12 protein-coding genes are annotated in these 12,387 nt (G+C 75.1%); 7 read left to right on the plus strand and 5 right to left on the minus strand.

The annotated features are described in order from the left end of the window. Window positions 1–80: 80 nt before the first annotated feature. The 3 genes from ACH5AR_RS05505 to ACH5AR_RS05515 all read right to left on the minus strand — a co-directional run bounded on the left by ACH5AR_RS05505 (window position 81) and on the right by ACH5AR_RS05515 (window position 3,995). On the minus strand, window positions 81–1,364 hold the full coding sequence (locus ACH5AR_RS05505; protein ID WP_396300083.1) for a DUF5667 domain-containing protein: 1,284 nt from the start codon (window positions 1,362–1,364) through the stop codon (window positions 81–83). Between the two features lie 265 nt (window positions 1,365–1,629). After that, window positions 1,630–2,451, minus strand: a complete 822-nt coding sequence (locus ACH5AR_RS05510) for an ECF subfamily RNA polymerase sigma factor, BldN family (RefSeq protein WP_396300084.1) — start codon at window positions 2,449–2,451, stop codon at window positions 1,630–1,632. A gap of 530 nt (window positions 2,452–2,981) precedes the next feature. After that, window positions 2,982–3,995 (minus strand): HAD family hydrolase, encoded by a 1,014-nt coding sequence (locus ACH5AR_RS05515; protein ID WP_396300085.1) that lies wholly within the window; start codon window positions 3,993–3,995, stop codon window positions 2,982–2,984. Window positions 3,996–4,113: 118 nt separating this feature from the next. Here ACH5AR_RS05515 and ACH5AR_RS05520 point away from each other — a divergent pair, with 118 nt between their 5' ends. From ACH5AR_RS05520 to hemB, 7 genes are all read left to right on the plus strand, one after another. Then, window positions 4,114–4,389 carry a glutaredoxin family protein gene (locus ACH5AR_RS05520; RefSeq protein ID WP_396300086.1) on the plus strand — a complete coding sequence of 92 codons (276 nt, stop codon included), beginning with the start codon at window positions 4,114–4,116 and terminating at the stop codon, window positions 4,387–4,389. Between the two features lie 170 nt (window positions 4,390–4,559). Next, entirely contained in the window at window positions 4,560–5,306 is a 747-nt protein-coding gene (locus tag ACH5AR_RS05525; RefSeq protein WP_396300087.1) for an exonuclease domain-containing protein, read from the plus strand. A 101-nt stretch (window positions 5,307–5,407) separates the two neighbouring features. Next, complete coding sequence (locus ACH5AR_RS05530) at window positions 5,408–6,310, plus strand: redox-sensing transcriptional repressor Rex (RefSeq protein WP_396300088.1); 903 nt, start codon at window positions 5,408–5,410, stop codon at window positions 6,308–6,310. Window positions 6,311–6,335: 25 nt separating this feature from the next. After that, entirely contained in the window at window positions 6,336–7,676 is a 1,341-nt protein-coding gene (locus ACH5AR_RS05535) for a glutamyl-tRNA reductase (RefSeq protein WP_396300089.1), read from the plus strand. 41 nt (window positions 7,677–7,717) lie between these two features. Next, window positions 7,718–8,725 carry a hydroxymethylbilane synthase gene (gene hemC, locus ACH5AR_RS05540; RefSeq protein ID WP_396300090.1) on the plus strand — a complete coding sequence of 336 codons (1,008 nt, stop codon included), beginning with the start codon at window positions 7,718–7,720 and terminating at the stop codon, window positions 8,723–8,725. Then, entirely contained in the window at window positions 8,722–10,371 is a 1,650-nt protein-coding gene (locus ACH5AR_RS05545) for a uroporphyrinogen-III synthase (protein ID WP_396300091.1), read from the plus strand. Before hemC ends, ACH5AR_RS05545 begins: the two co-directional genes overlap by 4 nt. A 68-nt stretch (window positions 10,372–10,439) precedes the next feature. Further along, window positions 10,440–11,420, plus strand: a complete 981-nt coding sequence (gene hemB, locus ACH5AR_RS05550; RefSeq protein WP_396300092.1) for a porphobilinogen synthase — start codon at window positions 10,440–10,442, stop codon at window positions 11,418–11,420. A 65-nt stretch (window positions 11,421–11,485) separates the two neighbouring features. Here the strand turns inward: hemB and ACH5AR_RS05555 are convergent, their stop codons facing one another. Further along, window positions 11,486–11,755, minus strand: a complete 270-nt coding sequence (locus ACH5AR_RS05555; RefSeq protein ID WP_396300093.1) for a hypothetical protein — start codon at window positions 11,753–11,755, stop codon at window positions 11,486–11,488. A gap of 208 nt (window positions 11,756–11,963) precedes the next feature. Then, a complete protein-coding gene (locus ACH5AR_RS05560) occupies window positions 11,964–12,308 on the minus strand; it encodes a rodlet layer protein (protein ID WP_396300094.1) in 345 nt (114 codons plus the stop codon). Window positions 12,309–12,387 lie beyond the last annotated feature (79 nt).

Genomic DNA, 12,387 nt, shown 5'->3' on the forward strand with positions numbered 1-12,387 from the left:
CGCTCCGGCGCGCCCGAGTGACCAGGGGGACGGCGGGGCCCGGCGGATATCGCACTCCGCCGGGCCCCGCCGTCCTGCCGTCAGCCGCCCAGGATGCGCAGCCCGGGCAGCAGGTCCGGAAGCAGCGGGGGCACCTCGACACCCTGCGGCTGGGCCGCGTTCGGGGCGCTCGGGGTGGCCTGCTGCGGCGCCTGCGGCGGGGCCGCGTCGGCGCTCGGCGAGGGCTTGGCGCCGGTGAGCCCGCTGGTGAGCCCGCCGACCAGGCCGTTGACGGCGTCCGGGGCGCCGCTGGGCAGGGCGTCCGGCAGGACGCCCTTGCCGCCGCTGCCGGAGGCGCCGGAGCCGGGGGCCGGGGCGTGCTCGGGGGCACCGGGGCGGTTGCCGCCGGCGCCCGGGGCCTGGTCGGTGCCGGCCGGGCCGCCGGCTCCGGCCGCCGGGGATCCGGCCGGGGAGCCGCCGTTCGCGTGGGACGGACCGCCGCCCGCTCCGTCGCCGGCCGTGCCGCCGCCCGGGGCGGCGGGCAGGACCAGACGCAGGGGCGCGACGTCCTCGCTTATGTCGTCGAAGAGCCGGTTCACCAGGTCGGCCTGCCGGGTGAGCTGGGCGGGCAGCCTGCCCTGGAGCTCGCTCCACCGGCCGTCCTCGTCGTGGGCGAAGCCGGCCAGCGCCCGCATCGGGTCGAGCGAGCCGTTGCTGCGGTAGACCGAGCGCAGCAGCTCGCGGCCCCGGAGGGCGTCGGCGTGCATGTCGTCCAGGGCGCGACGGACCTGGTCGACCGTGGCGGGGCTGAGCGCACCGGCCGGGCCGGAGCGGCCGACCAGCGTCTTGGCCTCGCCGAGCCGGGTGGCGGCGTTGTCGAGGAGCAGCTCGCCGCGTTCGGAGTCGGAGCCCGCGAAGTCGAGCCGGAGCCCTTCCAACCCGCGCTTCAGGCCGTACAGCGTGTCCCCGGGGACGGCGTTGGAGCTGGCCGCGGCGGCGCCGGCCAGGCTGCCGACGGCCAGCCCGGCGACCAGCCCGCCGATCGCGAACCGGCGGCTCCACCGGCCGCGCGGCGCCGTCCGGATCGCCCGGTGGCGGCGCTGGCGGGGCACCGCGGTGCCCGCCCCGCCGGCGAAGGCCTGCTCGAACGCGGCCATCAGCTGGGCGCGTTGGACCGTACGGACCTCCCGGTCCAGCACCGGCCCGGGCAGCGCCCCGAGTGCGTCGGTCAGCCCGACCAGACCGGCCATCGCGACCGTACCGGCACCGGTGGCAGCGGCGCCGTCCGGTGCGGCGTCGGCCGTAGCGCGTTGCTCCGCCTGGTGGGCCTCCAGCGCCTCGGCGAAGGCCTTCGCCCGCCGGTGCTCCAGCACGTTTGCCGTCACGGGCCACACCTCCCTTCGTCGTTGTCGACACCCCGGCCTGCCGGACGGTTGCCCCGGCTGGCCATAGCCACTCCATCGGGTGATAGGCCGCAATTCGACTTGACCGTATGCCTGGTGGGGGCTTGCACGCTGGCCAACGAGCGGTGCGGGCGGTCGGTTACGCACGGCAGATCATCGGACCGACCGTTCACCCTGACGTGTCGGCCGGGCGCGAACGGTGACGGCCGACCGGGGCGTATGGCACCCGGGGCGTCCTCGGCCCGGCTCATCGCGCGTCGGGCGGGAGCAGCCGGGCCAGGGTCCGTACGGCCCGGTACTGGAGGGTCTTGATGGCGCCCTCGTTCTTGCCCATGATCCGGGCCGTCTCGGCCACCGAGAGCCCTTGCAGGAAGCGCAGGGTGACGCACTCCTGCTGCTGCGGGTTGAGCCGGCGCACCGCCTCCAGCAGGGCGGCGTTGGAGAGCGACTCCAGCACCGACTCCTCGGGGCTGCGCTCGCACTCGTTGGAGTCGAGCATCTCGCCGGTGGTGACCTCCAGCCGGAAGCGGCTGGACTTGAAGTGGTCGGCGACCAGGTTGCGCGCGATGGTGACCAGCCAGGCCCCGAAGTCCCGGCCCTGCCAGGTGAAGGTGCCGATCCGGCGCAGGGCGCGCAGGAAGGTCTCGCTGGTGAGGTCCTCGGCGGTGGCCCGGCTGCCGACCCGGTAGTAGATGTACCGGTAGACGGTGTCCGCGTAGTGGTCGTAGAGCCGGCCGAAGGCCTCGCTCTCGCCGGCCTGGGCCCGTTCGACCAGCTCCATGACCGGGTTGTGCTCGGTCTCGTAGCCGGGGCTGGGCGCGGTCCGGGTGCGGCCCCGGCCGGCGCTGCCGGTGCGGCCGCGCGAGCCGGTCCCGGCCGAGCCGGCGGCGGTGGTGCGCAGGGCCGGTCCGGAGGCCTGGGGCTGGACGAACGATCCTCCGGCGAGGGCGAGTCGGGGCGCGGCGGCGAGCTGGCTGCGGAGCAGGGTGCGCAGCAGGGCGAGGCCGGTGGAGATCTGCCGCTCGGCCGTCGGCCGGTCGCGGAGGCCGGTGCGGGGGCGCAGGGGCACGGACGACGGGCGGGAGGGTGCAGGCGCGTCGTTCCGGACGGGTGGGTACACGGGACTCCCAGAGGCAGAACTGTGGACGGATCACCTCCGCCTGCGCGGAGAGCACTCCCCGACGCGTCCGTTCGAGCGGGACGCGTGGTGACGTGCATCCAGGAGAGAATAACGCTTTGTGCAATGACAGCTACACCGTGTGGTCGAAGTGGCCGTTTGGGATCCATTTGTTGTGCATATTCGGCTGACACTGATCGGAGCTGTCATCGTTCATCCGGCTCAACGTGATCGAACGGGCGCCCAGGGTGACCAATTTGGCGGCCTGGAGGGCGGTTTCCCAGCCTTGGGGCTCGGCAACCCCTGACTTTCCCGGCCTGGCGAACGATCAGAACCGGTCAGTGGCCGACAGGTTCGTGCAGACGGCCCGGACTGCCGCACCGCGCCAGGGAGTTCGCCCGTACGAGGGGCCAGGTCAGAGGCATGGTTGACGCCCCGTCACCCGTCGGAGCGAGGCCCGGGGGCGGCGGCCCGCCGGGTGTTCAGCCGCGGTGGCGGCGCCGGTTCAGCGCCACCCCGGCCGCCGCGGCGCCGGCCAGCACGCCGAGCGCGGCCGCCGCCGGCAGCCCCACCCGGGCCGCCTTGCGCCCGGTCCGGAAGTCCCGCACCCGCCAGCCCTGGGCCCGGGCGTGGCGCCGCAGCGCGCCGTCCGGGTTCACCACGTACGGGTGGCCGACCAGCGAGAGCATCGGGATGTCGTTGGCCGAGTCGCTGTAGGCGGCGCAGCGGTCGAGGTCCAGGCGCTCGCGCCGGGCCAGGGCCCGGACGGCGGCGGCCTTGGCCGGGCCGTGCAGCAGGTCGCCGACCAGCCGGCCGGTGTAGCGCCCGTCCCGGGCCTCGGCGACGGTGCCCAGCGCGCCGGTCATGCCGAGCCGCCGGGCGATGATCCGGGCCACCTCCAGCGGGGCGGCGGTGACCAGCCAGACCCGCTGGCCGGCGTCCAGGTGCATCTGGACCAGGGCGCGGGTGCCCGGCCAGATCTTGTCCGCCACGACCTCCTCGAAGATCTCCTCGCAGATCGCCTCCAGGTCGGCGGTGGGCTTGTCGGCCACGATGCCGAGGGCGGACTGCTTGGCGTCCGAGATGTGGTCCGGGTCCTCGGCGCCGTGCAGCCGGAACCAGGCCTGCTGCCAGGCGAAGCGGGCGATGTCGCGGCGGGTGAGGAAGCCGCGGCGGTAGAGGCCGACGCCGAGGTAGAAGATCGCGGCGCCGCGCAGGATGGTGTTGTCGCAGTCGAAGAAGGCGGCGGCGCGGGGGTCGTCCGGGTCCGGGGTGTGGTTCCCGGCCGGGGCCTTCGGGGCGCGGCCGGCGGCCCGGCCGGCCTCCGGGGCGGCGGTGTCCTGCGGCCCGCCGTCCGGAGCGTCCTGCGGCCCGGCGCCGGGGGCGGCCTCGGCCCGCAGCGCGGCCTCGGCCGCCTCGGCCGCGGCTTCGCCGGCCAGGGCGCTCCGCCCGCTGCCGGAACGCCTTGCCTGGGTGAGCCTTCTGAGCACGGCCATGTCACCGAGGATAGCCAGCCGGGCGGGCGGCGGCCGTGGTGGAGCCGTACCCGCGGGCCGAACGGCCCCCCTGGAGGGGGCGGCCCCGGGGGCGCGGGCGGTGGCGGAGAATGGGGAGGTGAGCCCACTGCTGCGACGCAAGAGCCCCGAGCCCGCGGGCCGGACCGTGACCCTGGTCGGCAAGCCCGGCTGCCACCTGTGCGACGAGGCGCGCGAGGTGATCCTCCGGGTCACGGCGGACCTGGGGGCGTCCTTCGAGGAGAAGGACATCACCGCGGACGAGGAGCTGTACCGGCGCTACTGGGAGCAGATTCCGGTCACCCTGGTCGACGGCCGCCAGCACGACTTCTGGCGGGTCGACGAGCGCCGGCTGCGCGCCGCCCTCGGCGGCTGAGCGGGGCCTGACCGGCCGTTCGCCCGTGCACCGCCCCCGCCGATCGGCGGGGGCGGTTCGCCGAATCGTTGTCGAAGACACTCCGTTCCGGCTTGGGGAGGGGCGGGTCGGTCGGCTTACGATCGAACGCGTTTGCGCCCGTGGGGGGCTGAGCACACGAGGAGTGCGCCATGCTTCCCGGTCCTGTCCCCGGGCCGCCCGGAGTCCCTTCCGGGGCCCGCGGCTTCGCGGTGGTGGACGTGGAGGCGACCGGCCGCAGCCCGTGGCGGCACCGGGTGGTCGAGGTCGCGGTGGTGCTGCTCGACGAGCGGCTCCGCCCCGAGGGGGAGTTCGCCACCCTCCTGGACCCGCTGGGCCCGGTCGGCCCGACCCACGTGCACCGGATACGCCAGAGCGACGTCGAGGGCGCCCCGCGCTTCCGCGAGATCGCCCCGCTGCTGCTGGAGCTGCTGGCCGGCCGGGTGCTGGTCGGTCACCACGTCAGCTGTGACCACCTCTTCCTCGACCGCGAGTTCGCCCGGATCGGGGTCCCGCTGCCGCCCGTCCCGCTGCTGTGCACCATGCGGCTGGCCCGCGCCCACCTGCCGCAGGCCCGCGGCCACGGCCTGGCGGCCTGCGTGGAGGCGGCGGACCTCGGCTGGTACCCGGCGCACACCGCGCTGGGGGACGCCCGGGTGACCGCCGAGCTGCTGCGGCACTGCCTGGACGCCCCGTCCTGCCCGCCGGACGACTGGACCGGCCCGCTGCGCGAGGCCGCCGGGGTGCCCTGGCCCCGGCTCGGCCGGGCCCGCTCCCGGCCGTCCGGCGCCGCCGTCCCGCTGCTGCGCCGGGAGGCCCCGTACGGCCCCTGGCTGCCCGGTTCCCAGGCCCCGGAGGTCGTGCTGACGCAGGCCGGTGCTATGCGTTCGATGGCGTGATGCGCATCACTGTGCGGGGACAAAACGGACACCATCTTTGTGCACACGTTCACAAACGCATAGCCTGGCTGCCAAAGCCCAGCTTCACCCACAGGAGCACCGTGGCAATCGGCCGATCACCACAGAGCAGTTCGCAGACGCCCGACCAGGGCGCCGCGCGCCGACCCTCGCGTGCCCGGGGCATCCCGGAGGCGACCGTCGCCCGCCTGCCCCTCTACCTGCGTGCCCTCACCGCGCTCTCCGAGCGCTCGGTGCCGACCGTCTCCTCCGAGGAGCTGGCCGCCGCGGCGGGCGTGAACTCGGCCAAGCTGCGCAAGGACTTCTCCTACCTCGGCTCCTACGGCACCCGCGGTGTCGGCTACGACGTCGAGTACCTCGTCTACCAGATCTCCCGCGAGCTCGGCCTGACCCAGGACTGGCCGGTCGTCATCGTCGGCATCGGGAACCTCGGCCACGCGCTCGCCAACTACGGCGGGTTCGCCTCCCGCGGCTTCCGGGTCGCCGCCCTGTTGGACGCCGACCCCAACGTGGTCGGTTCCACCGCGGCCGGGCTGCCGGTGCGGCACATGGACGAGCTGGAGTCGATCGTCGAGAGCCAGCACGTCTCCATCGGCGTGATCACCACCCCGCCCGGCGCCGCCCAGCAGGTGTGCGACCGCCTGGTGGAGGCCGGCGTCACCAGCATCCTGAACTTCGCCCCGACCGTGCTGGCCGTCCCGGACGGCGTGGACGTGCGCAAGGTGGACCTCTCCATCGAGCTCCAGATCCTGGCCTTCCACGAGCAGCGCAAGGCCGGCGAGGAGCCGGACGACCGCGCCGAGTCGGTGCTGGACCGCGCCCCCGGTCCGGTCCGCGCGGCCGCCGCCAAGCTGCGCCGCGCGGCCGGCGGCAGCGGCAAGGGCCGGGGCTCCGCCGAGCCGGCGGGCAAGGACCAGGCCGAGCCGGCCAAGGGAAAGTCCGCCAAGGGCGGCGACGGGGATCTCTCCGCGGTGATGCCCGCATGAACACCGAGAGCTGTGGGGGGCGGGCATGAGCCTTCTCGTCGTAGGGCTGAGCCATCGCACGGCCCCGGTCGGGGTGCTGGAACGCGCCGCGCTGACCGGTGAGGTGCCGACCCGGCTGCTGCACGACGCGGCCGCCACCGCGACGGTCGCCGAGGCCGCGCTGCTGAACACCTGCAACCGGATCGAGCTGTACGCGGACGTGGACAAGTTCCACGCCGGCGTCGCCGAGCTGTCGCTGCTGCTGGCCCACCACAGCGGGGTGGACCTGGAGGAGCTGACCTCCCACCTGTACGTCCACTACGAGGACCGCGCCGTCCACCACCTCTTCTCGGTGGCCTGCGGCCTGGACTCGATGGTCGTCGGCGAGGGCCAGATCCTCGGCCAGCTGCGCGACGCGCTGGCCAAGGCCCAGGAGGAGCACACCGCCGGGCGCGGCCTGAACGAGCTGTTCCAGCAGGCGCTGCGGGTCGGCAAGCGGGCGCACAGCGAGACCGGCATCGACAAGGCCGGCCAGTCGCTGGTCACCTTCGGCCTGGAGCAGGTCGCCGCGGGCGCGGGCGAGATCGCCGGCAAGCGCGCGCTGGTGGTCGGCGCCGGCTCGATGAGCTCGCTGGCCGCCGCCACCCTGGTCCGCTCCGGCGTGACCGACCTGCTGGTCGCCAACCGGACCCCGGCCCGCGCCGAGCGGCTGGTCGAGATCCTCGGGCCGGACGTGGCCCGGGTCCTGGACCTCGCCAAGGTGCCGGAGGCGCTCGCCGACGTGGACCTGGTGATCTCCTGCACCGGCGCGGCCGGCGTGGTGATCACGGCCGCGGACGTGGCGGCCGCCGTCGCGACCCGCACCTGTCCCCAGCCGCTCGCCCTGCTCGACCTGGCGATGCCGCGCGACGTCGACCAGGCCGTGCACGAGCTGCCCGGCGCCCTGCTGGTCGACCTGGAGAGCCTCTCCCGCACGGACGCCGCGGGCCCGGGCGCCGGCGACGTCGACCAGGTCACCCGGATCGTCTCCGACGAGGTGACCGCCTTCGGCGCCGCCCAGCGGGCCGCCCGGATCGCGCCGACCGTGGTCGCCCTGCGCTCGATGGCCTCCGACGTGGTCGCCGCCGAGCTCGGCCGGCTCGACACCCGGCTGCCCGACCTGGACGAGCGCTCGCGCGCGGAGATCACCCAGACCGTCCGCCGCGTCGTCGACAAGCTGCTGCACGCCCCGACCGTCCGGGTGAAGCAGCTGGCCGCCGAGCCCGGCGGCGCCTCCTACGCGGAGGCGCTGCGGGAACTGTTCGACCTCGACCCGGCGGCCGTGCACGCCGTGTCGGGCACGCCCGTCGGCGGCGCGCCCCAGCCTCCGGCCGGGAGCGCCAGATGAACCGTCAGCCATCCCACGAGTACCACCGGGACGATCACCTCATGAATGGTCAACCGATCACGGAGCAGCCCTCGGCCACCGCGGCCCTGCGGCTCGGCACCCGGCGCAGCGCCCTCGCCATGGCGCAGTCGGGCATGGTGGCCCGCGAGGTGACCAGGGTCACCGGGCGCCCCGTCGAGCTGGTCGAGATCACCACCTACGGCGACACCTCCCGGGAGTCGCTGGCGCAGATCGGCGGCACCGGCGTGTTCGTCTCCGCGCTGCGCGACGCGCTGCTGGAGGGCCGGATCGACTTCGCCGTGCACTCGCTGAAGGACCTGCCCACCGCCGCCCCCGAGGGCCTGGCGCTGGCCGCCGTCCCCGAGCGCGAGGACGTCCGGGACGCCCTGGTCGCCGCCGAGGGCCTGGCCCTGGAGGAGCTGGTGGAGAAGCTGGCCGGGGCCGGCCGCCCGGCCCGGATCGGCACCGGCTCGCCCCGCCGGATGGCGCAGCTGAACGCCTGGGCCGCCGCCCGTGGCGCCCAGCTGGAGACCGTCGCGATCCGCGGCAACGTGGACACCCGGATCGGCTTCGTGACCGGCGGCGAGCTGGACGCGGTGGTGCTGGCCACGGCCGGCCTGAACCGGCTCGGCCGCAGCGCCGAGATCTCCCAGCACCTCGGCACCGAGGTGATGGTCCCGGCTCCCGGCCAGGGCGCACTCGCGATCGAGTGCACCAGCGCCGACACCGGCCTGACCGCCGCGCTCGCCGCCCTGGACCACGCCCCCACCCGGGTGGCCGTGGCCGCCGAGCGCGCGCTGCTGGCCGCCCTGGAGGCCGGCTGCTCGGCGCCGGTGGCCGCGCTGGCCACCTGGGGCCGGGAGAACGAACTGCGGCTGGACGGCGTGGTCGGCGACCCCGACGGAACCGCCCTGCTGAAGATGTCCGCCAACGGTCCGATCGTCCTCGACGAGACCGCCGAACGGCAGGCGGTGGCCCTCGGCCGCGCGCTGGCCGACCGGCTGCTCGCCGCGGGCGCGGCCGCCCTGATGGGGGAGCGAGCCCGATGAGCCCCACCACCGCCACCGACGCCCTGTTCCCGGTCGGACAGCCCGCCACCGGACGGTGCACCTTCCTGGGCGCGGGCCCCGGGGACCCGGGCCTGCTGACCCTGCGCGCCGTCGAGGTGCTGTCCACCGCCGACGTGCTGGTCGCCGACCCGCTGACCGCCGCCGCCGTGCGCAGCCACTGCCCGGCCGGCGTGCAGGTGCACGCCCCGGCCGCCGAGGGCGCCGACTTCGACCTGGCCAAGCTGGTCGCCGAGGCCGTCCGCGCCGGCAAGCACGTGGTGCGCACCGTCGACGGCGACCCCGGCCTGGACGGCTGCGCCGCCGAGGAGATGCTCCGCTGCGCGGGTGACGGGATCCCGTTCGAGGTGATCCCGGGCGTCGCCCAGTCGGTCGGCGTCCCGGCGTACGCGGGCGTCCCGCTGCGGGCGGGCTCCTGCACCGACGTGCGCCTCGTGGACGGCGCCGCGCTGCTGGCCGGCGGCCCGGTGGACCTGGGCGTGCCGGAGACCACCCTGGTGGTCCGCACCACCCTGGGCCAGCTGCCCGCCACCGCCGCCGCGCTGGTCGCCGGCGGCCGCAAGCCGGAGTCGGCGCTGAGCGCCACGCTCTCCGGCACCACCACCCGCCAGCGGACCTTCACCTCCACGCTGTCCGGCATCGCGGCCGACCTGAAGGCCGCCCGGGTGCTGCCCTCGCCGGTCTCCGCCCCGGTCGACCCGGCCACCTCGGTGATAGCCGTGGTGGGCGAGCAGGTCGCCCACCGGGCCTCGCACTCGTGGTTCGAGACCAAGCCGCTGTTCGGCTGGAACGTCCTCGTGCCGCGCACCAAGGAGCAGGCCACCGGCCTGTCCGAGCAGCTGCGCTCGTACGGCGCGGTGCCGCAGGAGGTGCCGACCATCGCGGTCGAGCCGCCGCGCACCCCGCAGCAGATGGAGCGGGCCATCAAGGGCCTGGTCACCGGGCGCTACGAGTGGATCGCCTTCACCTCGGTGAACGCGGTGCGCGCCGTCCGGGAGAAGTTCGAGGAGTACGGCCTGGACGCCCGCGCGTTCGCCGGGATCAAGGTCGCGGCGGTCGGCGAGACCACCGCGCAGGCCCTGGTGGACTTCGGCGTCAAGCCGGACCTGGTGCCCTCGGGCGAGCAGTCCGCGGCCGGCCTGCTGGAGGACTGGCCGCCGTACGACCCGGTCTTCGACCCGATCGACCGGGTGCTGCTGCCGCGCGCCGACATCGCCACCGAGACCCTGGTGGCCGGCCTGGTCGAGCTCGGCTGGGAGGTCGACGACGTGACGGCGTACCGGACGGTGCGCGCCTCGCCGCCGCCGGCCGAGACCCGCGAGGCGATCAAGGGCGGCGGCTTCGACGCGGTGCTGTTCACCTCGTCCTCGACCGTCCGGAACCTGGTCGGCATCGCCGGCAAGCCGCACAACGTGACCGTCATCGCCTGCATCGGCCCGGCCACCGCCAAGACCGCCGAGGAGCACGGCCTGCGGGTCGACGTGATGGCCCCGGCGCCGTCGGCGGCCGCACTGGCCCAGGCCCTGGCAGACTTCGGGGCCAAGCGCCGCGACACCGCGACGGCCGCCGGTGAGCCGGTCTACCGGCCCAGCGAGCGCCGTCCCGGATCGCGCCGCAAGGCCCGCTGACCCCCCTCGTGGCCGGGGGCGGCCGACCGTCGCCCCCGGTACTGCACAACCGTTCGGAGAGAGAAGCCGTGTCCGCTGAATTCCCGTACGTACGCCCGCGCCGGCTGCGCCAGAGCCCGGCGATGCGCCGGCTGGTGGCCCAGACCCGGCTGCACCCGGCGGAGCTGATCCTGCCGCTGTTCGTCCGCGAGGGCGTCAGCGAGCCCGTCCCGGTGACCTCGATGCCGGGCGTGGTCCAGCACACCCGGGACACCCTGCGCAAGACGGCGGTGGAGGCGGCCGAGGCCGGCCTGGGCGGCCTGATGCTGTTCGGCGTCCCGCAGGTGCAGGACGCCGTCGGCAGCGAGGGCACCAACCCGGACGGCATCCTCCAGCAGGCGATCCGGGACGTGGTCTCCGAGGTCGGCGACTCCCTGGTGGTCATGTCGGACCTCTGCCTGGACGAGTACACCGACCACGGCCACTGCGGCGTGCTGGCGGCCGACGGCAGCGTCGACAACGACGCCACCCTGGAGCGCTACGCCGAGATGGCCCGGGTGCAGGCCGACGCCGGCGTCCACCTGGTCGGCCCGTCCGGCATGATGGACGGCCAGATCGGCGTGATCCGGCGGGCGCTGGACGAGGCCGGGCACCAGGACGTGGGCATCCTCGCCTACACCGCCAAGTACGCCTCGGCCTTCTTCGGCCCGTTCCGCGAGGCCGTCGGCTCCTCGCTCAAGGGCGACCGCAAGGCCTACCAGCAGGACCCGGCCAACGCCCGCGAGTCGCTGCGGGAGCTGGAGCAGGACCTCGCCGAGGGCGCGGACATGGTGATGGTCAAGCCGGCCATGGCCTACCTGGACGTCCTGCGGCAGATCGCCGACGCCTCGCCGGTGCCGGTCTCCGCGTACCAGGTGTCCGGCGAGTACGCGATGGTCGAGGCGGCCGCCGCGAACGGCTGGATCGACCGGGAGCGGATGATCATGGAGACGCTCACCTCGATCCGCCGCGCGGGCGCGGAGCAGATCCTCACCTACTGGGCCCTCGAAGCCGCTGGGATGCTCGCGTAGCGGGCGCCGTACGGCGGAAGGCCGGGGCGCGCCCGGGGGGAGCGGCCCGGCCTTCCGGTTTCCGGCTAGACGTTCACGCCGCCGGCGTGGCCGAAGCCCACGCCGCCGCCCACCAGGTCGGTGGAGGTGGCCGCGCCGGCACCGAAGCCGCCGGCGGCGGTGTCCCCGGCGTGGGCCAGGCCGAAGGCCTCGAAGGCCGCGAACGGGTGGTCGGCGGAGGCGACGAACTCGCCGCCGCCGGCGACGCCCACGTGGGCGAAGGCCGGGGTGGCGGCCCCCGCGAGCGCCAGTGCGGCGGCGGCGGTCAGGGCGGCCTTGGCCAGCTTGCTCTTCATGGAACTGCCCTCTCTCTGGGAGCGCCCCGCGGGCGCTCTGACACGTGATCACATCCGGCGGCCCGGATCGGCGCCCCACGCGCCGCGCCGGCCCGCCCTCACCCGTCCGGCCGCGCCGACGCGGCCGGACGGACACTCCGTCCGCAAAGCCCGGAGGGCCCGGGGAGCTGTTCCTCCCCGGGCCCTCCGTCCGTGCCGTGCCCCTGGATCAGCCGATCAGGTGCGAGACACCCGCGTCGCCGGTGGACTGGGTGTTCTGGCCCACGTTGCAGATCTGCTTCGGCTGGTTGTTCAGGACCGGGACCTCGACCGGAACCGCGACGCCGATGACGGCGACGGCGATGTTGTGGATCTCCGGCAGGCAGATGTTCGGGTTGTCCAGAACGTGGCTGTTCGGGCTGCCGTTGCCCATGGTGCCGGTGTGGTTGGTGCCGCCGTTGCCCTGGACGGAGGTGGCGGCGCCGTCCGAGTCGACGATGGCGGAGGCCGAGCCCGCGGACATCGCGAGGGCGGCGGCGGCCAGGCCGGCCGCGGTGAGGGTCTTCTTGATCATTTCTCGTTTTCCTCTCGGGGTGAATCGACGGGCGATTCGGGGGTGTTTCGGAGGGTGGTGCAGGGAGAACCGGGCGGCG

Origin of the sequence: Kitasatospora sp. NPDC018619, from assembly GCF_044391605.1 — a bacterium.
Taxonomy (GTDB): Bacteria; Actinomycetota; Actinomycetes; order Streptomycetales; family Streptomycetaceae; genus Kitasatospora.

Bases quoted from the DNA above. Each gene is read 5' to 3' on its own strand.
- ACH5AR_RS05515 (WP_396300085.1), bottom strand. From the start codon at position 3,995: ATGGCCGTGCTCAGAAGGCTCACCCAGGCAAGGCGTTCCGGCAGCGGG.
- ACH5AR_RS05525 (WP_396300087.1), top strand. From the start codon at position 4,560: ATGCTTCCCGGTCCTGTCCCCGGGCCGCCCGGAGTCCCTTCCGGGGCC.
- ACH5AR_RS05535 (WP_396300089.1), top strand. From the start codon at position 6,336: ATGAGCCTTCTCGTCGTAGGGCTGAGCCATCGCACGGCCCCGGTCGGG.
- hemC (WP_396300090.1), top strand. From the start codon at position 7,718: ATGAATGGTCAACCGATCACGGAGCAGCCCTCGGCCACCGCGGCCCTG.
- ACH5AR_RS05545 (WP_396300091.1), top strand. From the start codon at position 8,722: ATGAGCCCCACCACCGCCACCGACGCCCTGTTCCCGGTCGGACAGCCC.
- ACH5AR_RS05555 (WP_396300093.1), bottom strand. From the start codon at position 11,755: ATGAAGAGCAAGCTGGCCAAGGCCGCCCTGACCGCCGCCGCCGCACTG.
- ACH5AR_RS05560 (WP_396300094.1), bottom strand. From the start codon at position 12,308: ATGATCAAGAAGACCCTCACCGCGGCCGGCCTGGCCGCCGCCGCCCTC.